General features: G+C 66.8%; 19 protein-coding genes and 1 pseudogene. 10 read left to right on the forward strand and 10 right to left on the reverse strand.

What is annotated here, in order from left to right; translation table 11 throughout:
- Nucleotides 1-30: 30 nt before the first annotated feature.
- The 3 genes from gshA to HMPREF2716_RS14075 form a co-directional block, all read right to left on the reverse strand.
- The gene (gene gshA, locus HMPREF2716_RS14065; RefSeq protein WP_003096264.1) at nt 31-1,614 is read right to left on the reverse strand and encodes a glutamate--cysteine ligase; all 1,584 of its coding nucleotides are present in this window, start codon (nt 1,612-1,614) and stop codon (nt 31-33) included.
- Nucleotides 1,615-1,820: 206 nt separating this feature from the next.
- On the reverse strand, nt 1,821-2,183 hold the full coding sequence (locus HMPREF2716_RS14070) for a PaaI family thioesterase (protein WP_042115369.1): 363 nt from the start codon (nt 2,181-2,183) through the stop codon (nt 1,821-1,823).
- A gap of 38 nt (nt 2,184-2,221) precedes the next feature.
- Nucleotides 2,222-4,561, reverse strand: coding sequence for a Tex family protein (locus HMPREF2716_RS14075; protein ID WP_003163050.1), 2,340 nt, complete (start codon nt 4,559-4,561; stop codon nt 2,222-2,224).
- A 188-nt stretch (nt 4,562-4,749) separates the two neighbouring features.
- On the opposite strand from HMPREF2716_RS14075, the gene amgR reads away from it, so the two are divergent.
- Complete coding sequence (gene amgR / locus HMPREF2716_RS14080; protein WP_003096259.1) at nt 4,750-5,493, forward strand: two-component system response regulator AmgR; 744 nt, start codon at nt 4,750-4,752, stop codon at nt 5,491-5,493.
- 94 nt (nt 5,494-5,587) lie between these two features.
- A complete protein-coding gene (gene amgS / locus HMPREF2716_RS14085; RefSeq protein WP_070621929.1) occupies nt 5,588-6,907 on the forward strand; it encodes a two-component system sensor histidine kinase AmgS in 1,320 nt (439 codons plus the stop codon).
- A 76-nt stretch (nt 6,908-6,983) separates the two neighbouring features.
- Here the strand turns inward: amgS and HMPREF2716_RS14090 are convergent, their stop codons facing one another.
- From HMPREF2716_RS14090 to HMPREF2716_RS14100, 3 genes are all read right to left on the reverse strand, one after another.
- Entirely contained in the window at nt 6,984-7,907 is a 924-nt protein-coding gene (locus HMPREF2716_RS14090; protein ID WP_003109987.1) for an LD-carboxypeptidase, read from the reverse strand.
- Nucleotides 7,908-8,097: 190 nt separating this feature from the next.
- Nucleotides 8,098-9,003, reverse strand: a complete 906-nt coding sequence (gene rimK, locus HMPREF2716_RS14095; protein ID WP_003096254.1) for a 30S ribosomal protein S6--L-glutamate ligase — start codon at nt 9,001-9,003, stop codon at nt 8,098-8,100.
- A gap of 131 nt (nt 9,004-9,134) precedes the next feature.
- A complete protein-coding gene (locus HMPREF2716_RS14100) occupies nt 9,135-9,569 on the reverse strand; it encodes a retropepsin-like aspartic endopeptidase RimB (protein ID WP_121349114.1) in 435 nt (144 codons plus the stop codon).
- Between the two features lie 209 nt (nt 9,570-9,778).
- Between HMPREF2716_RS14100 and HMPREF2716_RS14105 the strand changes: the two genes are divergently transcribed.
- Nucleotides 9,779-10,174, forward strand: coding sequence for an RNA-binding S4 domain-containing protein (locus HMPREF2716_RS14105; protein ID WP_003120401.1), 396 nt, complete (start codon nt 9,779-9,781; stop codon nt 10,172-10,174).
- A gap of 37 nt (nt 10,175-10,211) precedes the next feature.
- Here HMPREF2716_RS14105 and HMPREF2716_RS14110 read toward each other — a convergent pair whose 3' ends face one another.
- A complete protein-coding gene (locus tag HMPREF2716_RS14110; RefSeq protein WP_003114057.1) occupies nt 10,212-11,015 on the reverse strand; it encodes a phosphatase PAP2 family protein in 804 nt (267 codons plus the stop codon).
- 112 nt (nt 11,016-11,127) lie between these two features.
- Here HMPREF2716_RS14110 and hslO point away from each other — a divergent pair, with 112 nt between their 5' ends.
- Nucleotides 11,128-12,021 (forward strand): Hsp33 family molecular chaperone HslO, encoded by an 894-nt coding sequence (hslO, locus tag HMPREF2716_RS14115; protein WP_003146528.1) that lies wholly within the window; start codon nt 11,128-11,130, stop codon nt 12,019-12,021.
- Nucleotides 12,022-12,136: 115 nt separating this feature from the next.
- A complete protein-coding gene (locus tag HMPREF2716_RS14120) occupies nt 12,137-13,678 on the forward strand; it encodes a phosphoenolpyruvate carboxykinase (RefSeq protein WP_003100068.1) in 1,542 nt (513 codons plus the stop codon).
- Nucleotides 13,679-13,735: 57 nt separating this feature from the next.
- Here the strand turns inward: HMPREF2716_RS14120 and HMPREF2716_RS14125 are convergent, their stop codons facing one another.
- Nucleotides 13,736-14,092 carry a fimbrial protein gene (locus HMPREF2716_RS14125; RefSeq protein WP_003109981.1) on the reverse strand — a complete coding sequence of 119 codons (357 nt, stop codon included), beginning with the start codon at nt 14,090-14,092 and terminating at the stop codon, nt 13,736-13,738.
- Between the two features lie 252 nt (nt 14,093-14,344).
- On the opposite strand from HMPREF2716_RS14125, the gene HMPREF2716_RS14130 reads away from it, so the two are divergent.
- Nucleotides 14,345-14,947 carry a nitroreductase family protein gene (locus HMPREF2716_RS14130; RefSeq protein WP_003100063.1) on the forward strand — a complete coding sequence of 201 codons (603 nt, stop codon included), beginning with the start codon at nt 14,345-14,347 and terminating at the stop codon, nt 14,945-14,947.
- Nucleotides 14,948-14,961: 14 nt separating this feature from the next.
- Here HMPREF2716_RS14130 and HMPREF2716_RS14135 read toward each other — a convergent pair whose 3' ends face one another.
- The gene (locus HMPREF2716_RS14135; protein ID WP_023115647.1) at nt 14,962-15,870 is read right to left on the reverse strand and encodes a LysR family transcriptional regulator; all 909 of its coding nucleotides are present in this window, start codon (nt 15,868-15,870) and stop codon (nt 14,962-14,964) included.
- Nucleotides 15,871-16,012: 142 nt separating this feature from the next.
- Here HMPREF2716_RS14135 and HMPREF2716_RS14140 point away from each other — a divergent pair.
- From HMPREF2716_RS14140 to HMPREF2716_RS14155, 4 genes and pseudogenes are all read left to right on the forward strand, one after another.
- Nucleotides 16,013-17,247 (forward strand): annotated as a pseudogene (locus tag HMPREF2716_RS14140) (3-hydroxyacyl-CoA dehydrogenase NAD-binding domain-containing protein).
- 1 nt (nt 17,248) lies between these two features.
- Nucleotides 17,249-19,039, forward strand: a complete 1,791-nt coding sequence (locus tag HMPREF2716_RS14145) for an acyl-CoA dehydrogenase C-terminal domain-containing protein (protein ID WP_023518180.1) — start codon at nt 17,249-17,251, stop codon at nt 19,037-19,039.
- Between the two features lie 26 nt (nt 19,040-19,065).
- Nucleotides 19,066-20,229, forward strand: coding sequence for an iron-containing alcohol dehydrogenase (locus HMPREF2716_RS14150; protein WP_023518179.1), 1,164 nt, complete (start codon nt 19,066-19,068; stop codon nt 20,227-20,229).
- Nucleotides 20,230-20,251: 22 nt separating this feature from the next.
- Nucleotides 20,252-20,695 (forward strand): acyl-CoA thioesterase, encoded by a 444-nt coding sequence (locus HMPREF2716_RS14155; RefSeq protein ID WP_012614655.1) that lies wholly within the window; start codon nt 20,252-20,254, stop codon nt 20,693-20,695.
- On the opposite strand, the gene HMPREF2716_RS14160 is transcribed toward HMPREF2716_RS14155, so the two are convergent.
- Nucleotides 20,677-21,234, reverse strand: coding sequence for a chorismate mutase (locus HMPREF2716_RS14160; RefSeq protein ID WP_003118024.1), 558 nt, complete (start codon nt 21,232-21,234; stop codon nt 20,677-20,679). The two genes, HMPREF2716_RS14155 and HMPREF2716_RS14160, sit on opposite strands and share 19 nt — an antisense overlap.
- Between the last annotated feature and the right edge of the window lie 242 nt (nt 21,235-21,476).

Genomic DNA, 21,476 nt, shown 5'->3' on the forward strand with positions numbered 1-21,476 from the left:
TCCCTGGGCGCAGGGGCGCGCCGGCTTCGCTCAGTTGCTGATCAGGCCGAGGATGCTCGCCTGGTAGGCGGCGACGAAGGTATCGAAGTCGCCATCCTGGTCGCGTTCCAGCTCCGTCTGTTCGGCCAGGGAGTCGCTGGCCATCTTCTCGAAGCGCGCCTGCTCTTCGGCGGCCAGCGGATGCTGGCGGAAATACTCCGCGTGTTCGCGGCTCTGGCGCAGGGAGAACGCTTCGAAGCTCTCGCCGCGCTCGCGCATGACCTTCAGCACCTGCGCCGAAGGCGTCAGTTCCGCATCGGCCACCTTCGCCCGCTGCGCTGCCAGCGCCGCCGCGTGGGCTTCGCCGCCGCGCGCGCGGTCGAGCAGCGCCGCGGTGTCGGCGATTCGTTCGAGCAGCTCGTTGGCCCAGACCTGCAATTCCACCGGCTGGCCGCGACGTTGCAATTGCAGGCCCGGCCGCCTGCCTTCCTTGACCACGGCGAGGAAGTTGTCGGTGGCGTCGCTGCACTCGCCGTTCAGCAGCGGGCTGTCGCTGAACGCGCAGAACAGCAGGAAGGCGTCGAGGAAGCGCGCCTCGTCCAGGTCGATGCCCAGCGGCAGGAACGGGTTGATGTCCAGGCAGCGCACTTCCACGTACTGCACGCCGCGAGCGGCCAGGGCCTGCACCGGACGCTCGCCGGTGTAGGTGACGCGCTTTGGCCGGATGCTCGAGTAGTACTCGTTCTCGATCTGCAGGATGTTGGTGTTCAGCTGCACCCACTCGCCATCCTGCTTGGTGCCGACCTTCTCGTAGGGCGGGTAGGGCGTGCTGACCGCCTGGCGCAGGCTGTCGATGTAGCTCTGCAGGTCGTTGTAGCAGGGCGTCAGGCCGGCCTGGGCGTTGTTCTGGTAGCCCAGGTCGCTCATCCGCAGGCTGGTGGCGTAGGGCAGGTAGAGCGTGTGTTCGTCGAGGCGCTCCAACTGGCTCGGGCGGCCACGCAGGAAGCCGGCGTCGAGGGCCGGCGAGGCGCCGAACAGGTACATCAGCAGCCAGCTGTAGCGGCGGAAATTGCGAATCAGGGCGATGTAGGCGGCGGACTGGTAGTCGCGTTCCGACAGCTCGCTGCCTTCGGCCTGGCGCAGCAGCGGCCAGAGCCTCTCCGGCAGGGAGAAGTTGTAGTGGATGCCGGCGATGCACTGCATGGTCTTGCCGTAGCGCAGCGCCAGGCCCTTGCGGTAGACGTACTTCAGGCGGCCGATCATCGAGCTGCCATAGCGGGCGATCGGGATGCTCTCTTCGTCCGGCAGCTCGCAGGGCATCGATGGGCTCCACAGGTATTCGCCGTCCAGTTTCGAACTGGCGAAGCGGTGGATGCGCTCGAGATCGGCTAGGGTGTCGGCGACGTCGGTTTCCGTGGGCGTGATGAACTCCAGCAAGGCCTCGGAGTAGTCGGTAGTGATCTGCGGATGGGTCAGGGTCGAACCCAGGGCCCGGGGGTGGGGGGTGAGCGCCAGCTTGCCGTCGCTATCGACTCGCAGGCATTCGCGCTCGATGCCATGCAGGCACTCGGTCAGCAGGGGCAGGTTGGCTGCGGCGCCGAGCAGAGCCAGGCGGCGGGAGAGAAGATCGCTCAAGTCGGGATTCCTTGTGATCGCGTCCCAGATCGGTCGCCCCAATATGAGGGTGGACCGAGCGGTCTACAAGAGGGAGGACGTAAATGCGTTTTCGCTTCGTCCGGGGGCCGGTCGCCGCGCCTTCGGCGGGAGCCGTCGAGGCGGGCGCCCGGCACGGATCGGGATCGCCGTTGCGCGCCATTCTGCCGCATGGCGGCCGCGCCGGTTTACAGCTGGGCGAAGGTGCCTTGTCCTTTCGCGACCAGCTTGTCGCCTTGCCGCACCTCGGCTTCCACCACCAGGCTGCGGCGCCCGGCATGGAGTACGCGGGCGACGCAGCGCACCTCGCCGTCGGCGACGGCGCGGATGTAGTTGATCTTGCATTCCAGGGTGACGCTCTGGCGGTCGAAACCATGGGAACTGGAGCAGGCCAGCCCCATGGTCACGTCCATCAGCGAGAACAGCGCGCCGCCGTGCATGACCCCGCCGCGGTTGCGCAGGTGCGCGGCCATCGGCAGGCGTACCTCGGCGACGCCGTCGCCGAGGCTGACCGGGTCCAGGCCGACCAGTTCGCTGTAGGCGCTGATCATCTGCTCGCGGGCGGGCATCTCGCTCATGGACGGCTCCGTCACTTCTTCTTCAGTTGCTTGGCGTTGGCGAACAGCGCGGCCATGGCGTTGTTCGCCGGCGGCGCGCTCTGTCCGCGCGGGGCGCCACGCTCCTGGCGCGGCTGGCCGCTGCCGGTGGGACGCCCGCCGCGCTGGCCTTCGACCTTCTCGCCGGGGGTGTCGCTCATGCGCATGGACAGGCCGACACGGTTGCGCGGGATGTCCACTTCCATGACCTTGACCTTGACGATGTCGCCGGCCTTGACCACTTCGTACGGATCCTTGACGAACTTCTCGGACAGCGCCGAGATGTGCACCAGGCCGTCCTGGTGGACGCCGATGTCGACGAACGCGCCGAAGTTGGTGACGTTGGTCACCACGCCCTCCAGGACCATGCCCGGCTTGAGGTCCTTGAGGCTCTCGACGCCTTCCTGGAATTCTGCGGTCTTGAACTCCGGACGCGGGTCGCGGCCGGGCTTGTCGAGTTCCTTGAGGATGTCGGTGACGGTCGGCAGGCCGAAGGTCTCGTCGGTGAACTTCTTCGGGTCGAGGCGCTTGAGGAACGCCGAGTCGCCGATCAGCGAGCGGATGTCGCGCTCGGTGTCGGCGGCGATGCGCTGCACCAGCGGATAGGTCTCCGGGTGCACCGCCGAGGCGTCCAGCGGGTTGTCGCCGTTCATCACGCGGAGGAAGCCGGCGGCTTGCTCGAAGGTCTTTTCGCCCAGGCGGCTGACTTTCTTCAGCTCGTCGCGGGTGCGGAACGCTCCGTTGGCGTCGCGGTGCGCGACGATGTTCTGCGCCAGCGTCGAGTTGAGGCCGGAGATGCGTGCCAGCAGGGCGGCGGAGGCGGTGTTGACGTCGACGCCGACGGCGTTCACGCAATCCTCGACCACCGCGTCCAGGCTACGCGCCAGCTTCAGCTGGGACACGTCGTGCTGGTACTGGCCGACGCCGATCGACTTGGGCTCGATCTTCACCAGCTCCGCCAGCGGGTCCTGCAGGCGACGGGCGATGGATACGGCGCCGCGCAGGGACACGTCCAGCTCGGGGAACTCCTTCGCCGCCAGTTCGGAGGCGGAATACACCGATGCGCCGGCTTCGCTGACCATGATCTTGGTCAGCTTCATGCCCGGATACTTCTTGATCAGTTCGCCGGCCAGCTTGTCGGTCTCGCGGCTGGCGGTGCCGTTGCCGATGGCGATCAGCTCGACCTGGTGCTTGGCGCACAGCGCGGCGAGCACGGCGAGGGTCTGGTCCCACTGGTTCTTCGGCGCATGTGGGTAGACGGTGGCGGTGTCCAGCAGCTTGCCGGTGGCGTCGACCACCGCGACCTTGACCCCGGTGCGCAGGCCCGGGTCGAGGCCGAGGGTGGCGCGCGGGCCGGCCGGGGCGGCCAGCAGCAGGTCGTGCAGGTTGCGCGCGAACACGCTGATCGCCTCGTCCTCGGCGCCGTCGCGGAGCTCGCCGAACAGGTCGGTTTCCAGGTGGGTATAGAGCTTGACCTTCCAGGTCCACCGCACCACCTCGGCCAGCCACTTGTCGGCGGCGCGGCCCTGGTTGGACAGGCCGAAGCGCTCGGCGATCATGACCTCGCATGGGTGCAGGGTGCCCGGCGCTTCCTCGCCGACCTTCAGCGAGGCGCTGAGGACGCCTTCGTTGCGTCCGCGGAAGATCGCCAGGGCGCGGTGCGACGGGGCGCTTTTCAGCGGCTCATCGTGTTCGAAGTAGTCGCTGAACTTGGCGCCTTCCTGTTCCTTGCCGGGGACCACGCGGGCGGTCAGGGTCGCTTCGTTCTTCATGAACACGCGCAGCTTGTCGAGCAGCGTGGCGTCTTCGGCGAAGCGCTCCATGAGGATGTACTTGGCGCCTTCCAGCACCGCCTTGACGTCGGCGAAGCCTTTCTCGGCGTCGACGAAACGCGCGGCCTCGCTTTCCGGGACCAGGGTCGGGTTGTCGAACAGTGCGTCGGCCAGCGCGCCGAGGCCGGCTTCCAGGGCGATCTGGCCCTTGGTGCGGCGCTTCTGCTTATAAGGCAGGTAGAGGTCTTCGAGACGGGTCTTGGTGTCGGCGAGCTTGATGTCGCGGGCCAGTTCGGGGGTCAGCTTGCCCTGTTCCTCGATGCTGGCGAGGATCGCGCCGCGGCGTTCTTCCAGTTCGCGCAGGTAGCGCAGGCGCTCTTCCAGCATGCGCAACTGGGTATCGTCGAGGCTGCCGGTGACCTCTTTGCGGTAACGGGCGATGAAGGGAACGGTGGAGCCTTCGTCGAGCAGGGCGACGGCAGCGGCGACTTGCTGCGGTTGAACGCGGCCGGAGGGCAGTGCGGAGAGCTCTTCGGCGATACGGGTGTTGATGCTGTCCATTGATCCACCTGGTAAAACGAACGAAAACGGGCCGTGTAGACAACGCCCCGCCGCAAAAGCGCCGCATTATACCTGCCAAGTTTCGCCTTGGAGGGCGGCTGGTCGGGGAAAAATCTGCTAACAATGGACAGTCCGGCCCAGCCGCTACCTGGGCGATAATGCCCGCCTGACTCATTCTGGGAGTTTCTATGTCGAACCCTGCCGCCCTGGCCGAAGGTGAAAAGATCCTCGTCGTCGACGACGACGCCCGCCTGCGCCGCCTGCTCGAACGTTTCCTCGACGAGCAGGGCTACCGCGTCCGCGCGGTGGAGAACACCGAGCAGATGGATCGCCTTCTATCCCGCGAACTGTTCCAGCTGGTTGTGCTCGACCTGATGCTTCCCGGCGAGGACGGCCTCACTGCCTGCCGCCGCCTGCGCGAACAGAACAACCAGGTGCCGATCATCATGCTCACCGCCAAGGGCGACGAGGGCAGCCGCATCCAGGGCCTGGAACTGGGCGCCGACGACTACCTGGCCAAGCCGTTCAACCCGCGCGAACTGCTGGCGCGGATCAAGGCCGTGCTGCGCCGCCAGGCGCCGCTGGTGCCCGGCGCGCCTGCCGGTGCCGACGAGGTGGTGACCTTCGGCGACTACCAGCTGTTCCTCGCCACCCGCGAACTGAAGAAGGGCGACGAGGTACACATGCTGACCACCGGCGAGTTCGCCGTGCTCAAGGCCCTGGTGCAGCACGCCCGCGAACCGCTGACCCGGGACAAGCTGATGAACCTCGCCCGTGGCCGCGAGTGGGATGCCCTGGAGCGTTCCATCGACGTGCAGATCTCGCGCCTGCGCCGGCTGATCGAGCCGGATCCGTCCAAGCCGCGCTATATCCAGACGGTCTGGGGCGTCGGCTACGTGTTCGTGCCGGACGGCAACGCGCGCAAGGCCTGAGTCTCCGCGTGGCCGGTGCAGCGATGCACCGGCCGCGTCGTCTTACCCGCAACAGGCGTCGGCCCCGTCCGCCGGCGCGCAACCGGTCCGATCGATGAAAACGCCGCTCTGGTTCCCGCAAAGCTTCTTCGCCCGCACCCTCTGGCTGGTGCTGATCGTCGTGCTGTTCTCCAAGGCGCTGACCCTGGTCTACCTGCTGATGAACGAGGACGTGATCGTCGACCGCCAGTACAGCCACGGCGCGGCGCTGACCATCCGCGCGTTCTGGGCTGCCGACGAGGAGTCGCGCGCGGCCATCGCCAAGGCTTCCGGCCTGCGCTGGGTGCCGAGCAGCGCCGACCAGCCCGGCGAGCAGCACTGGCCGTACACGGAAATCTTCCAGCGGCAGATGCAGATGGAGCTGGGGCCGGACACCGAGACCCGCCTGCGTATCCACCAGCCGTCGCAGCTCTGGGTGCGCGCACCGAGCCTCGGCGAAGGCTGGCTGGCGGTGCCGCTGTATCCGCATCCCTTGCGTGGCCAACGGATCTGGAGCGTGCTCGGCTGGTTCCTCGGCATCGGCCTGCTCTCCACCGCCGCCGCCTGGATCTTCGTCCGCCAGCTCAGCCAGCCGCTCAAGCGCCTGGTGGTCGCCGCCCGCCAGTTCGGCCAGGGGCGCAGCGTGCACCTGCCGCTGGGACCGGAGACGCCGAGTGAAATGGCCGAGGTGTATCGCGCCTTCAACCAGATGGCCGAGGACATCGAGCAGGGCGGGCGCGAACGCGAATTGATGTTGGCCGGTGTCTCCCACGACCTGCGCACCCCGCTGACACGCCTGCGCCTGTCGCTGGAGTTGCTGCCGGAGAGCGAACGGGAGATGGTCGAGGACATGGTCCGCGACATCGAGGACATGGATGCGATCCTCGACCAGTTCCTCGCCTTCATCCGCGACGGCCGCGACGAGCCGGTGGAGGAGGGCGACCTGACCGACCTGGTGCGCGAGGTGGTGGCACCGTTCAACCAGACTCGCGAGCAGGTGCGCATGGCCTTGCAGCCGGTACCGGCGATGCCGTTGCGGCGGGTGTCGATGAAGCGTCTGCTGGGCAACCTGATCGACAATGCCCTGAACCACGGTGGCGGCTCGGTGGAGGTGGCCAGCTACGTGGCCGGCGAAAGCGCGGCGCCCTACGTGGTGCTGAGTGTGCTCGATCGCGGCCAGGGCATCGATCCCGCGGAAGTGGACAGCATCTTCAATCCCTTCATCCGCGGCGACAAGGCGCGTGGCGGCAAGGGCACCGGCCTCGGCCTGGCGATCGTCAAGCGCATCGCCGCCCAGCACGGCGGCAGCGTCGAACTGCGCAACCGCGATGGCGGCGGCCTGGAGGCGCGGGTCTGCCTGCCGCTGGGGTTGCTGCTGCCGCGCGGCGCGGCCTGATACCCGGCGGGTTTGCGCCGTTCCAGCGGCACTTCCCGCCCCCTCTCGCGCTTACGGAGAGGGGCGCGCCCCGTCCCTACCAGCGCAACCGGTTTCCCTCGAGCACCGCGGTCTTCCCGTAAGGCCAGGCCCGGTTCTGCGCACCATGCCCGCTGGGCAGGTGGTGGTAGAGCGGCACCTCGATGGCGGCGGCGTATTCGCCGAAGATCCGCTCCAGGCTGTGGGCGACTTCCTTGCGCGGGCAATCGGTGAACGAGCCCAGGCAGATCGCGCCGAGCTGGCGCGCGTCGATGCTTTCGAGCAATTGCCAGAGGCTGCGCTCCAGGCGGTAGTAGGGTTCGCCGACGTCCTCCAGGACCAGGATCGACCCCGCCGGGGCGTGCAGGCCGCCGAGGGTGCCGGCCATGCAGGCCAGGGCGGTGAGGTTGCCGCCGATCAGCGCGCCTTCGACGCGTTGCTTGTGTCCGCCGAGGTGCTGCACCGGGAGTTCATGGTCGATTCCGGCCAGCAAGCGGCTGACCGAGGCCAGAGAGGCTAGCCGCTCCTGCTGCTCGCGGGGGGCGCTCAGCGGCGACAGACCGAGTCCGGTGGCCACCGGGCCGTGGATCGCAGGCAGGCCGTGGCGGTGGAAAGCGCTGAGCAACACCGAGATGTCGGAGAAACCGATCAGTGGCCGCGGCGAGGCCGCCTGCAGGCGCCCCCAGTCCAGGCCCGGCAGCAACTGGCCGCAGCCGTAGCCGCCGCGCAGGCACCAGACCGCGGTGATGTCCGGCATGTCGAAGGCGTTGTGCAGGTCTTCCAGGCGCTGCTCGACGGTCCCGGCGAGGTAGCGGTAGCGGGCTTCGACGTGGCGGCCGAGATGGTAGTCCACGCCGTGCACTTCCAGTTGCCGCAGGGTCGCCTCCAGCACGTCGGTGGCGATGGCCGAGGCTGGCGCGATCAGCGCCACCCGGCCGTCGATGGGCTGCCAGGTCTGGTCGGAGGAGGGACGAGGGGTCATGCGGCGATTCCATGAAGCGTCAGGAAAGGATTCGAGTGCCGGAAGAGCCCGGGGTTCGGCGGGGTTTCCGGCATCGGTTGCGGCGGTGCTTCATTCAAGCGTGGCATGGACCTTCTGTCGAGGCCGGGATCGCCAGCGTAATGCGGTGCGTCCGATGCGCTGGGACAACGCATGCGTTGTCTGGTCCGGCTCACCCCTTTCCCTTCGTCCTGGCCAGGTGGGGGCCGCCGTTCTTTTCCAGGTACTGGATGATGATCCCGGCGATGTCCTTGCCGGTGGTGGATTCGATACCTTCCAGGCCCGGCGAGGAGTTCACCTCCATTACCAGCGGACCATGGTTGGAGCGCAGGATATCCACCCCGGCGACGTTCAGGCCCATCACGCGGGCGGCGCGGATGGCGGTCATGCGTTCTTCCGGGGTGATCTTGATCAGGCTGGCGCTGCCGCCGCGGTGCAGGTTGGAGCGGAACTCGCCGGGCGCTGCCTGGCGCTTCATCGAGGCGATCACCTTGTCGCCGACCACGAAGCAGCGGATGTCGGCGCCGCCGGCTTCCTTTATGTACTCCTGGACCATGATGTTGTGCTTGAGCCCCATGAAAGCCTCGAGCACCGATTCGGCGGCCTTCTCGGTTTCGCAGAGGACCACGCCGATGCCCTGGGTGCCCTCCAGCAGCTTGATCACCAGCGGTGCGCCACCGACCATCTCGATCAGGTCCGGGACATCGTCCGGGGAGTGGGCGAAGCCGGTCACCGGCAGGCCGATGCCCTTGCGCGAGAGCAGTTGCAGCGAGCGCAGCTTGTCCCGCGAGCGAGCGATGGCGACCGACTCGTTGAGCGGGAACACGCCCATCATCTCGAACTGGCGCAATACCGCGCAGCCGTAGAAGGTCACCGAGGCGCCGATGCGCGGGATCACCGCGTCGAAGCCCTCCAGCGGTTGTCCCCGGTAGTGGATCTGCGGCTTGTGGCTGGCGATGTTCATGTAGGCGCGCAGCGTATCGATGACCACCATTTCATGGCCGCGCTCCCGCCCGGCCTCCACCAGGCGACGGGTCGAGTAGAGCCGGGGATTGCGCGACAGCACGGCGATTTTCATTCAGCACCTGTGGATGGGTTGGACCGGCTGGCGGGCAGCGGCGGCGAGGCTGTGGGTTGTCGTCGCGGCAGGCATTGGACCGGCCGTTTCGGGAATGGATGGAGGTTGGACAGGTGCTGCCGGCGAATGGCTCAAACCGGACTCCCGTCGAGCAGGTTGATGCCCGTCGCCGCGGGCAGGGCGGCCGGCGACTCGGGACGATCCTGGACGTAGGCCAGGGCCGGGTTGACCACCAGTTGCCCGGCGATCAGCGCCTTGGAGCCGAGCAGCACGCGATAGCGCATGGACTTGCGGCAGGCCAGGGTGAACTCCACCGGCCACATGCGATCGCCCAGCGCCAGGGTGGTGCGGATCACGTAGCGGGTCTGGGCCTGGCCGTTGGAGCTGCGAATGCTCTTGCGCGCGACCATCGGCGCTTCGCAACGGTGCCGGCGCTGCACCAGCGTGCCGAGGTGGGCGGTGAAGCGCACCCACTTCTCGCCGTCGCGCTCGAAGGGAACGATGTCCGATGCATGCAGGCTGGAGGTGCTGGCGCCGGTGTCGATCTTCGCGCGCAGCCCGACCATGCCCAGTTCGGGAAAGGCGATCCACTCGCGCAGACCGATGACGGAAAGCTGGTCGAATGTCTTCACGGGTAGGCATTCCAGGCGTTTTGCCGGCATTCTAGCAGGGCTATGGGCGGCCGCCAGGCGGCTGCCCGAGGATGCCGAAGACGAACCTAGCGGCTGTCGATGACAGTCGCGAGACAGCGGCGGAACGAATACGGGAAATGCCAGTGAGCGAGAAAGACGACGACAAGGTGCGCCTGGACAAGTGGCTCTGGGCGGCGCGCTTCTTCAAGACCCGGGCGCTGGCCAAGGCCGCGATAGAGGGCGGCAAGGTGCATTGCCGGGGCGAGCGGTGCAAGCCGAGCAAGGAACCCAGGGTAGGGGAGGAGTTGACCATTCGTACGGGCTTCGACGAGCGAACCGTGACCATTCGCGCGCTTTCCGTAGTCCGGCGTGGCGCGCCGGAGGCCCAGGCTCTCTACGAGGAAACCGCGGACAGCGTGGCAAGCCGCGAGCGCGCGGCGGCCATGCGCAAGGCCGGGGCGCTGGGCGTACAGACAGAGGGGCGGCCGAGCAAGAAGCAGCGGCGGCAGATCCACCAGTTGCGCGGCGGCCAGGACTGAGAAGCGCCGGTCTCCCGCAGGGGAGACCGGGATGGCCTCAGGCCGAGTCGCGGACCACGCCGAGGCGGCCGATCAGCGGCAATTTCGCCAGCAGGCGGAACAGCGGTTCGGTCACCTGCACCAGCCAGCCGCTGGCCTTCGCCGCCAGCGGTGTGTAGCAGCCCCAGGCGAGGGCCAGCAGGGCCATCTGCAGGCCGCCGATGTAGTCGTCCTGGCCCCAGTGCGCGCCGGCTACCAGGCGCGGCAGCATGAACAGCACGGCCAGGGTCCAGATCAGCAGGAACTGCCCGGCGCGGCGAGCGAACAGCGACATGAACAGCGCCCAGACCAGCAGCACCGAGGCGTGGTCGCCGGGGAAGCTGCGCTTGGAGCGGTCCTTGATTTCCCACACGCGTTCCCAGTCCGGGAAGTGGTCGCTGAGGTGGATGGCCTTGTCCATCAGCATGGACAGGCTGGCGTGCTGCCAGTGCAGGTGGTGGGCGATCTTCGCGTAGAGCACGCGGATCACCACCAGGATCAGCAGGGTCACGATGAAGCCGAAGGTCAGCCGCCGTACCTGGTTCGCCGGCAGCAGCCAGTCGCCGCGAATCAGCAGGCAGAGCAGGATCACCCCGACCACCGCGTCGAACGGTCGGGTACTGAGCAGGCCCCAGAGTTTCAGCCAGGTTTCGTTGAGGGCGAGGGAGCCGTTGAGCTTGTCGAAGAGCCAGAAGTCGAAGCCGTTCATCAGCTCGCGGGTGGGGCCCCAGAGCCACAGGATCAGCAGCAGGAGCGCCAGAAGATGACAGATGGCGAACTTGCGCCATTGCCAGGCCGCTTGGAACGGAGAGGCATTATCCATAAAATCGTTTCCCCCTATCGGCGCCGGGTCGGCGTACGACTGTCACGAAGCGCGCTTTTATAGGCCTTTGTCACTCACTTGTCATTCCCTCATTCGTAGCGTTGTGTCCCGCATGTCCCATTCAGATCAGAGCCAGCGTTTCCTTTTCGACGATACCGACGTGCGCGGCGAGATGGTCGATCTCGAGCGCAGCTACAGCGAAGTGCTGGCCAAACATCCCTATCCGGAACCGGTCGCGCAGCTGCTCGGGGAGATGCTCGCGGCGGCCTCGCTGCTCTGCGGCACGCTCAAGTTCGACGGCCTGCTGGTATTGCAGGCGCGTTCCAGCGGCGCGGTTCCGCTGTTGATGGTGGAGTGTTCCAGCGACCGCCAGGTGCGTGGCCTGGCCCGCTATTCGGCGGAGTCCATCGGCGCCGACGCCGGCATGCAGGAACTGATGCCCGAAGGCGTGCTGACCCTCACCGTGGACCCGGTCAGGGGCCAGCGCTACCAGGGGATCGTCGCCCTGGAGGGGGTGAACCTGGCGGAATGCCTGTCCAACTACTTCGCCAGCTCGGAACAGCTGCCGACCCGTTTCTGGCTCAACGCCAACGGCCGCCGTGCCCGCGGCCTGCTGCTGCAGCAGCTTCCCGCCGACCGCCTGAAGGACCCCGAGGCCCGCGAGGCCAGTTGGCAGCACCTGACCACCCTGGCCGACACGCTGACCGCCGAAGAGCTGCTGGCGCTGGACAACGAGACCGTCCTGCACCGCCTCTACCACGAGGAAACCGTGCGCCTGTTCGAGCCGCAACCGCTGGTCTTCCATTGCAGTTGCTCGCGGGAACGTTCGGCCAACGCCCTGGTCAGTCTCGGGCAGGCCGACTGCGAGCGGCTGCTCGAGGAGGAAGAAGGCTCGATCAGCATCGACTGCCAGTTCTGCAACCAGCGCTACCTGTTCGACGCCTCCGACGTCGCCCAGTTGTTCGCTGGCGCTGGCAGCCAGGGGCCTTCCGAGACCCGCCACTGACGATTTTTCATCCAGCGGGCTTTTCTGGCATAATCCCGCCACTTTTTTCCTGTAGTGAGTTTTTTGAAGCGCTACGAAGTTTGGAGGACTCGGCCTCTGGCCGACGGGGAACCACATGACGCAAGCCAACAACGCCGTGTACACCGATATCAGCGCCGCCCAACTGGTAGAAGAAGCCATTCGCCGCGGTGAGGGCGAACTGGCCGCCAACGGCTCGCTGGTCGTACGTACCGGCCATCGCACCGGCCGTTCGCCGGTCGACCGTTTCATCGTCGAAGAGCCGAGCACCAAGGACGCGATCGCCTGGGGCAACATCAACCGTCCGTTCCCGGCCGACAAGTTCGATGCGCTGTGGGCCCGCGTGGAAGCGTTCAACAACGCCCAGGACCATTTCGTTTCCCATGTTCATGTAGGTTCCGCCGAGGCTTACTACCTGCCGGTGAAGATGACCACCGCTACCGCCTGGCAGAATCTGTTCGGCCGTTGCCTGTTCATCGAGCCGGAGCAGTACAACCCGGCCGGCAAGGACGAGTGGCAGGTCCTCAATGTCGCCAACTTCGAATGCGTGCCCGAGCGCGACGGCACCAACTCCGACGGTTGCGTGATCCTCAATTTCGCCCAGAAGAAAGTGCTGATCGCAGGCATGCGCTATGCCGGCGAGATGAAGAAAGCCATGTTCTCCGTGCAGAACTTCCTGCTGCCCGAGCGCGACGTGCTGCCGATGCACTGCGCTGCCAACATCGGCGAAGCGGGCGATGTGACCCTGTTCTTCGGCCTGTCCGGCACCGGCAAGACCACCCTGTCCGCCGATGAAAGCCGTTACCTGATCGGTGACGACGAGCACGGCTGGGGCGAGGGCGTGGTGTTCAACGTCGAAGGCGGTTGCTATGCCAAGTGCATCGACCTGTCCGAGAAGAACGAGCCGGTCATCTGGAAAGCCATCAAGTTCGGCGCCGTGCTGGAGAACGTGGTTCTCGACGAAGAGCGCGTGCCCAACTACGCCGATGACAGCCTGACCCAGAACAGCCGCGCCGCCTACCCGCTGGAGCACGTCGAGAAGCGTTCGGAGAAGAACCTCGGCGGCGAGCCCAACGCGGTGATCTTCCTGACCTGCGACCTGACCGGCGTACTGCCGCCGGTATCGATCCTGAACAATGAGCAGGCGGCCTACCACTTCCTGTCCGGCTACACCGCGCTGGTCGGCTCCACCGAGATGGGTTCCGGCGGCGGTATCAAGTCGACCTTCTCCACCTGCTTCGGTGCTCCTTTCTTCCCGCGTCCGGCCGGCGTTTATGCCGAGCTGCTGATCAAGCGCATCAAGGCCTTCGGCTCCAAGGTCTACCTGGTCAACACTGGCTGGACCGGCGGTGGCTACGGCGTCGGCAAGCGCTTCAACATCCCGACCACCCGTGGCGTGATCGCGGCGATCCAGAGCGGCGCGCTGATCGGCGCGGAAACCGAGCACCTGGAGATCATCAACCTGGACGTGCCGAAGGCCGTTCCGGGCGTCGAGACCAATCTGCTCAACCCGCGCAACACCTGGGCTGACAAGGCTGCCTACGACGAGGCGGCGAAGGGCCTGGCCAAGCAGTTCATCGAAAACTTCAAGAAATTCGAGGTTTCCGATGCGATCAAGGCCGCCGGCCCGCAGCTGTAAGCCACGTTTCGGCACCATGAAAAAACCGCCTTCGGGCGGTTTTTTCATGGGCGAACGTCAGGGGTAGGTGACGGTGATCAGGTAGTTGCCGGAGCGGCGACCGCTTCCGGCCAGCTCATAGCGCGCCGAGAAATCCCGTTCACCGATGACCGTATCGCTGGGTTGCAAGTGGCGCACCTCGCCGGTCTTCATCGAACGGATGCTGACATCCGCGGTGCGCGCCTGCATGGGACAGCCACTGAGGTGGAAACTGCCCTTGCTTTCGTCTTGGCGGGGAGCGCTCATCGAGCATGGTGGCTCGACAATGGCGCCGGTGAAGCGGATGACGCCGCTGATGCTGCCGGGGGCGGCGAACAGGTTGCTGGAAGTTCCTACAAGAAGACCGAACAAAGCCAGTTGGCCCATCCTGTTCATGAGCTTACTCCTACGTGAGTTCATCCTTATTTTTCTGCGTTCGTGCGTCCCGGGAGGGGCCCTCTCCCAGGCGCTGGCATTGGAGTGGAATATAGGACAATTCCTTAGGAAAATTCCTTCCTAGGAATAGTCCTAGTCTTAATTCTGTAAGTAGCTGCTGTGGGGCTGCGTCGGATTTATTGAAGTCTGGTTTATCTTCTCGCCAATGCCCTAGAGTGGGCGCCCCTTTGTTCCCTCGCAGTGGATTTCCCCATGCATATCGAAGACGCCGTTCGTAGTCGCCGTGCCATCAAGGGCTACGACTCATCCTTCAGCCTGACTCGCGAAGAGAAGGACCATCTCCTGGACCTGGCGCTGCATGCGCCTTCCGCCTTCAACCTGCAACACGTGCGGCTGGTCGAGGTCAGCGATCCGCAATTGCGCGTGCAGTTGCGTGAAGTGGCCTGGGACCAGGCGCAGGTCACCGACGCGGCGATGCTGGTGGTGGTGTGCGCCCAGCTCGACAGTTGGGAGCGCAACGCGCAGCGGGTCTGGGACGGTGCTCCCGAGGCGGTACAGGCGTTCATGGCAGGCGCCATCGACACCTACTACCGCGGCAAGCCCCAGGTACAGCGCGACGAAGCCATGCGCAGCTGCGGCCTGCTGGCGCAGACCCTGATGCTGGTCGCCCGCGGCCAGGGCCTGGATTCGTGTCCGATGGATGGTTTCGACTTCGATGCCGTGGCCCGGCTGATCAACCTGCCGGACAACCATGTGATCGGCCTGATGGTCGCGGTCGGGAAAAAGGCCGTTGAACCCTGGCCGCGCAGCGGCAAGCTGCCGCGGGAAGAACTGGTCATTCGCGACCGCTTCTGACTGCCCGGATTCCCCTAGTCCGGTCCGGCGGCCCCGACCTGGCGGATCTGTTCGACCAGCCATTGCAGGGCGATGTCGCGTTCGCGCTGGGCCAGAAACACCAGTTCCAGGTGGAACGGGCCGAGGTCGAACGGCAGGTCGAACGATTGCAGGGGCAGCAATCGTTCGAAGTAGTGCGCCAGTTGTCGCGGCAGGACGCCGACCAGGTCGCTGTACGCGGCGATGTGCGCTGCCTGCAGGTAGTTCGGCGTGGTGTAGGCCACTTGCCGCTTGAGCCCCTGGCTGCCCAGCCACTGGTCGACCATCCCCTTGGTCTGCCCGCCGTGCACCCACAGGTGCTGCAGCTCCAGGAAGGTGGCCAGGTCGGGAGCCTGCGCCAGCAGCGGGTGCTGACGCCGGGCGACCAGTTGCAGGATCTCGCTGGCCCAATGGCGGCGCTGGAAGCGCGCCGGGACGTTTTCGAAGCGGCCTAGCACCAGGTCCAGTTCGCCTTTGTCCAGCGCCTCGGCCGGCAAGGTCGGGGTCAGGTGCTGGATGGCGATGGAGATTCCCGGCGCCCGCTCACTCAGGTGGCGCATCAGGGCGGGCATGCAGATCAGTTCGACGTAGTCGGTCACCGCTACGGTGAAGCGCTGCCGGCTGCGCCCCGGATCGAAGCCCTCGCCGTCGCCCAGGCTCTGTTCGATCTGCCGCAGCGCCGCGCGGATCGGCGCTTCCAGCGCCAGCGCCCGGGGCGTCGGCTGCATCGCACGACCGGCGCGGACCAGCAGCGGGTCGTCGAGCAGCTCGCGCAGGCGGTTCAGCGCATTGCTTACTGCCGGCTGGCTCAGCGCCAGGCGCTCCGCCGCGCGCGAGACGTTGCGTTCGCGCAGCAGCGCGTCAAGGACGCGTAGCAGGTTGAGGTCGAAGGTTTGGATATTCACTGCCTGAATTCCAGCTATCACAAGACTAAATTTCAAAAATAGTACGACCTTCCCCTAAGGTAGTGGTCGCTTTTTGTGCGGTCGGACTGCCCCAGGTTTCGTCCACCGTTCCTCCTGCGCTCGCTACAACGAGGACAAGAGCATGAGCCAGAACTTTTCCTTCCGCCAGGCCGCGGTGATCGGCGCCGGCACCATGGGTCGCGGTATCGTCATGTGCCTGGCCAACGCCGGTCTCGACGTGCAGTGGCTGGACAGCAACCCGCAGATGCTCAACCAGGCGCTCGGCGCCGTGGCCGACACCTACGCGCACAACGTGCGCCAGGGGTGCATCGGCGAAGAGGAAGCGGCCGCGCGCCGCGCCCGCATCACGCCGGTCCAGCACCTCGCCGCGATGCGCGAGGCGGACCTGGTGATCGAGGCGGTCTACGAGAACCTGGAACTCAAGCAATCGATCTTCCGCGAGCTGGACGCGGCGCTGAAGCCCTCCGCGGTGCTGGCCAGCAATACCTCCTACCTGGACATCGACGCCATCGCCGCGGTCACCGCGCGTCCGCGTCAGGTGCTCGGCCTGCACTTCTTCAGCCCGGCGCACATCATGCGGCTGCTGGAGATCGTGCGCGGCGCGCAGACCGCGCCGGCGGTGCTGGAGGCGGCCCTGGCGCTGGGCGAGCGGATGGGCAAGGTCAGCGTGGTGGCCGGTAACTGCCACGGCTCATCGGCAACCGCATGCTCGAACCCTACGCCACCGAGGCCCGCCTGATGCTGCTGGAAGGCGCCCTGCCGTACCAGGTGGACCGGGCTCTCCAGGCGTTCGGTTTCGCCATGGGGCCGTTCCGCATGTACGACGTGGTCGGTATCGACCTTGAGTGGCGCGCCCGCGAGTTGGCCGGGGTCGGCCAGGACCAGCCGGCCGTGCAGGTGGACAACCGCCTTTGCGAGATGGGCCGCTTCGGCCAGAAGAGCGGTGCCGGCTACTACCGCTACGCGCCGGGCAGCCGCCAGGCGGAGCACGATACCGAGGTGGATGCCCTGGTGCTCCGGGTTGCCGAGACGCTGGGCTACCCGCGGCGCGATTTCGCCGACGAGGAAATCCTCGAGCGTTGCCTGCTGGCGCTGGTCAACGAGGGCGCGAAGATCCTCGACGAGGGTATCGCCGCCCGTAGTGCCGACATCGACACTGTCTACCTGAACGGCTACGGCTTCCCCGCCGCGGAGGGCGGTCCCATGGCCTGGGCCGATCGCCTCGGCGCGGCCGAGCTGCTGCAACGCTTGCGTTTCCTCGAACAGCGCCACGGCGCGCGCTGGAAGCCGGCGTCCCTGGTCGAGCGCCTGGCCGCCGAGGGCGGAGCCTTCGCCGACCTGCAGGAGGTGCGCTGAGATGGATTACCAGGCCCCCTTGCGCGACATGCGCTTCGTTCTCCATGAACTGTTCGATGTCGGCGCGCATTGCGAACTGCTGGGCAACGGCATCGATCGCGAACTGATCGACGGCGTGCTCGAGGAAGGCGCGCGCTACACCGGCCAGGTGGTGGCGCCGCTCAATCGCAACAGCGACGAGGAAGGCGCGAAGCTGAAGGACGGCGTGGTGACCACCCCCACCGGCTTTCGCGAAGCCTACCGGCAGTACAGCGAGAACGGCTGGGCGAGCATGACCGGACCCACCGAGTACGGCGGCCAGGGCTTCCCGCAGATGGTCTCCGCGTGCTTCCACGAGATGCTGATGGCCGCCAGCCTGTCCTTCCGCGTCTATTCGGGGCTGACCGAGGGCGCCGTGCTGGCCCTGTACAAGCATGGCGTCGAGGCGTTGCGGCGCGACTACCTGGGCAAGCTGGTGAGCGGCGAATGGGCCGGCACCATGTGCCTGACCGAACCCCAGGCCGGCACCGACCTCGCCCTCCTGCGCACCCGCGCCGAGGCGCAGGCCGACGGCAGCTACGCGATCAGCGGCAGCAAGATCTTCATCAGCGGTGGCGAGCAGGACCTCACCGAGAACATCGTCCACCTGGTGCTGGCGCGCCTGGCGGACGCGCCGGCCGGGGTGAAGGGCATCAGTCTGTTCCTGGTGCCGAAGTTCGTCGCCAATCCCGATGGCTCCCTGGGCGAGCGCAACAGCCTGGGGTGCGGTGCCATCGAGCACAAGATGGGGATCAAGGGCGCCTCCACCTGCGTGATGAACTTCGACGGCGCCAGGGGCTGGCTGCTGGGCCAGGCGAACCAGGGCCTGGCCTGCATGTTCACGATGATGAACGACGCGCGCTTCCAGGTCGGCCTGCAGGGCCTGGGTATCGCCGAACGGGCCTTCCAGGGCGCCCTCGGCTACGCCCGCGAACGCCTGCAGTCGCGCGCCCTGGTCGGCCCGCAGGCACCGGACAAGGTCGCCGACCCGATCATCGTGCACCCCGACGTGCGGCGCATGCTGCTGACCCAGAAGACCCTGGTCGAAGGCTGCCGCATGCTGGCGGCCTGCTGCGCACGCCAGCTCGACCTGGAACACGGCCATCCGGATGCCGACGGCCGGCGCGCGGCGACGCGCCGTGCAGCGCTGCTGATCCCCATCGTCAAGGCCTTCCTTACCGATGTCGGCCAGGAAGTCGCCAGCCTCGGCGTACAGGTCTATGGCGGTCACGGTTTCATCCGCGAATGGGGCATGGAGCAATTGATGCGCGACAGTCGCATCACCCAGATATACGAAGGCACCAATGGCATCCAGGCGCTCGATCTGGTCCGCCGCAAGCTGCTCGGCGACCAGGGCGGCGAACTGCTGGCGCTGCAAGGCGAACTGGCGGTGGCCAGCGAGGCGCTGCAAGGGCGTGCTGCGCTGGCGCCACTGGCTGAGCCGGTGCTGCAACGCCTGGAGGAGTGGCGGCAGCTCACCGGCCAGGTACTCGAGGCCTGCGCCCGCGATCCCCAGGAGATCGGCGCCACTTCGGTGGACTTCCTCCAGTACAGCGCCTACGTATTGCTCGCGGCCCTCTGGTTGCAAGCCGCGGCACGAGCCCAGGAAGCGCTGGACGGCGGCTCCGGCGAGGGCGATTTCTATCGGGCCAAGCTGCGCAGCGCCGATTTCTACCTGCGGCGTATCCTGCCGCGGGCGAGCATGCACCGCGAAGCCTTGCTCGGTGGCGCCGACTGCCTGATGGCCCTGCCCGAGGAGCATTTCTCGTTCTGACGGGCGTCTCGCCCAAGGAGACCGATATGCAAGCTTTCAGTTTCGCCACTACCGCGCAGATCCTCTGCGAGGCCGGCTCCGCCATCCGCCTGGCGGAACTCTGCCGCGAGCGAAGGGCGCGCCGCGTGTTGATCGTGACCGATCCGGGGATCACCCGGCTCGGCTTGCTGGATGCGATCCTGCCCGGCTTCCCGCGCCTGGGCCTGGCCGTCGAGGTGTACGACCAGGTGCTCGCCGATCCGCCCGAGGCGGTGGTCGAGGCCGCGCTCGGGCGGGCGCGGGGCATGGCTGCCGAGCTGGTGGTCGGTTTCGGCGGCGGCAGCTCCATGGACGTAGCCAAGCTGGTCGCGCTGCTCGCCCACCCAGAAGCAGGGCAGGGGCTCGGCGAGGTCTTCGGGGTCGGCAACGCACGCGGGCCGCGCCTGCCGCTGATCCAGGTGCCGACCACCGCCGGGACCGGCTCCGAGGTGACGCCGATCGCCATCGTCACCACCGGCGAGACCTCCAAGATGGGCGTGGTCTCGCCCCACTTGCTGCCCGACCTGGCGCTGCTCGACGCCGACCTGACCCTCGGCTTGCCGCCGGCGGTCACCGCGGCGACCGGTATCGACGCGATGGTGCATGCGATCGAGAGCTATACCAGCAAACTGAAGAAGAACCCGCTGTCCGACCTGCTGGCGCGGGAGGCGTTGCGCCTGCTGGCGGCCAACCTGGAACGCGCGGTAGGCGACGGCGGCGACCGCGAGGCGCGCCAGGCCATGCTGCTGGGCGCCTGCCTGGCCGGGCAGGCCTTCGCCAATGCGCCGGTGGCGGCGGTGCATGCCCTGGCCTATCCGCTGGGAGGGCATTTCCACATTCCCCACGGCCTGAGCAATGCGCTGGTGCTACCGGAGGTGATCCGTTTCAACGCTCCCGCTGCCGCTGGACTCTATGCCGAGCTGGCGCCGCTGCTGCTGGGCGACCGCTTGCGTCCGGGCGATCGCGACGCGCTTACCGTGCAGCTGATCGACGAACTGGCCCAGCTCAGTCCGCGCAACGGCCTGCCGAGCCGCTTGCGCGACGCCGGGGTGGACGAGGCGATGCTGCCGCGCCTGGCCGCCGACGCGATGCTCCAGCAGCGTCTGCTGGTCAACAACCCGCGCGAGGTCGGCGAGGCGGATGCCCTGGCGATCTATCGCGCGGCATACTGAATCCCTTCTACGAGGACCGGGCATGGCGACCGCCCCGCGACCGCTGCGCGAGCAGTACCTTCATTTCCAGCCGATCACCACGCGCTGGCACGACAACGACATCTACGGACACGTGAACAACGTGACCTACTATGCGTTCTTCGACACGGCGGTGAATACCTACCTGATCGAGCGCGGCGGCCTGGATATCCAGGGCGGCGAAGTGATCGGCCTGGTGGTCAGTTCCAGCTGCGACTATTTCGCGCCGGTGGCCTTCCCCCAGCGGATCGAGATGGGCCTGCGGGTGGCGCGCCTGGGCAGCAGCTCGGTGCAGTACGAACTGGCCTTGTTCCTCGAAGGGCAGCGGGAGGCCTGCGCGGCCGGGCGTTTCGTGCATGTCTTCGTGGAGCGCCGAAGCAGCCGCCCGGTGGCCATTCCGCAGGAACTACGCGATGCGCTGGCCGCGCTTCAGAGCGCGGCCCAGTGACAGAGATCGCCCGCCGCCCGTGACAGGGCGATGGCGTGCAGCTCGTCCAGGCGATCGTCGCGTACCTGCCGTTGCAGCGCCTGGTTGAGCCTCGGCCGGCAGTCGTCGACGCGCAGTTCGGCGAGCGCCGGGGCGTAGCCGCGCAGCAGCTCCAGGTTGAGCTGATTGAGGCGGCTGCGGATGCGCTCCAGGTCGACCGCCTGGCCAGCGTCCGGTAGCGGCCGGCTGAGCAGGCGGTACTGGACCAGCTTGTTCGCCTCGATCTGCGCGGCGAACAGCAGGCGCACCTGCTCGGCGCCGACCCCGTGGCTCCCGGCTTGTCCGGCGAGCATCTGCAACTGTTGTTCTTCCCGCGGGCTGTCCTGTACCGCCTTGCCCGACTGGGCCTTGCTCTGGGCTACCTGATCGGCTAGTTGCAAACGCTGGCTGCTCAGGCTCAACAGTTGCTGGAGAGCCGGTGACAGCGGCTGGGCCTGGAGCAACGGGCCTTGCAGGAGCAGGAGGGCAAGCAGGCCCCAACTGGCGAACGACGGGCGCATCTGGAAATCTCGGATGGAATTGATGTCCGGCACGCTAGCAAAGCGAGCCCGGTGCGACAATCCATGACATGGCGTGAGGCGAACAGGAAGCGCTGGATGGGACATTTCTGATTGAACGTTTGCAGTCTCGACGCTGGAGCAATGTTCTGTGACCATCCCTCCACACCATTTCATTCACCAAAGGGGCCGGTTTGCCCCTGCTATGACTGGCAAGGACGCGGAACATGGGTTTCCTGATACTC

Origin of the sequence: Pseudomonas sp. HMSC076A11 (assembly GCF_001810205.1) — a bacterium.
GTDB lineage: Bacteria > Pseudomonadota > Gammaproteobacteria > Pseudomonadales > Pseudomonadaceae > Pseudomonas > Pseudomonas aeruginosa.

Bases quoted from the DNA above. Each gene is read 5' to 3' on its own strand.
- HMPREF2716_RS14070 (WP_042115369.1), bottom strand. From the start codon at position 2,183: ATGATCAGCGCCTACAGCGAACTGGTCGGCCTGGACCCGGTCAGCCTC.
- HMPREF2716_RS14075 (WP_003163050.1), bottom strand. From the start codon at position 4,561: ATGGACAGCATCAACACCCGTATCGCCGAAGAGCTCTCCGCACTGCCC.
- amgR (WP_003096259.1), top strand. From the start codon at position 4,750: ATGTCGAACCCTGCCGCCCTGGCCGAAGGTGAAAAGATCCTCGTCGTC.
- amgS (WP_070621929.1), top strand. From the start codon at position 5,588: ATGAAAACGCCGCTCTGGTTCCCGCAAAGCTTCTTCGCCCGCACCCTC.
- HMPREF2716_RS14090 (WP_003109987.1), bottom strand. From the start codon at position 7,907: ATGACCCCTCGTCCCTCCTCCGACCAGACCTGGCAGCCCATCGACGGC.
- rimK (WP_003096254.1), bottom strand. From the start codon at position 9,003: ATGAAAATCGCCGTGCTGTCGCGCAATCCCCGGCTCTACTCGACCCGT.
- HMPREF2716_RS14100 (WP_121349114.1), bottom strand. From the start codon at position 9,569: ATGGTCGGGCTGCGCGCGAAGATCGACACCGGCGCCAGCACCTCCAGC.
- HMPREF2716_RS14110 (WP_003114057.1), bottom strand. From the start codon at position 11,015: ATGGATAATGCCTCTCCGTTCCAAGCGGCCTGGCAATGGCGCAAGTTC.
- hslO (WP_003146528.1), top strand. From the start codon at position 11,128: ATGTCCCATTCAGATCAGAGCCAGCGTTTCCTTTTCGACGATACCGAC.
- HMPREF2716_RS14120 (WP_003100068.1), top strand. From the start codon at position 12,137: ATGACGCAAGCCAACAACGCCGTGTACACCGATATCAGCGCCGCCCAA.
- HMPREF2716_RS14125 (WP_003109981.1), bottom strand. From the start codon at position 14,092: ATGAACAGGATGGGCCAACTGGCTTTGTTCGGTCTTCTTGTAGGAACT.
- HMPREF2716_RS14130 (WP_003100063.1), top strand. From the start codon at position 14,345: ATGCATATCGAAGACGCCGTTCGTAGTCGCCGTGCCATCAAGGGCTAC.
- HMPREF2716_RS14145 (WP_023518180.1), top strand. From the start codon at position 17,249: ATGGATTACCAGGCCCCCTTGCGCGACATGCGCTTCGTTCTCCATGAA.
- HMPREF2716_RS14150 (WP_023518179.1), top strand. From the start codon at position 19,066: ATGCAAGCTTTCAGTTTCGCCACTACCGCGCAGATCCTCTGCGAGGCC.
- HMPREF2716_RS14155 (WP_012614655.1), top strand. From the start codon at position 20,252: ATGGCGACCGCCCCGCGACCGCTGCGCGAGCAGTACCTTCATTTCCAG.
- HMPREF2716_RS14160 (WP_003118024.1), bottom strand. From the start codon at position 21,234: ATGCGCCCGTCGTTCGCCAGTTGGGGCCTGCTTGCCCTCCTGCTCCTG.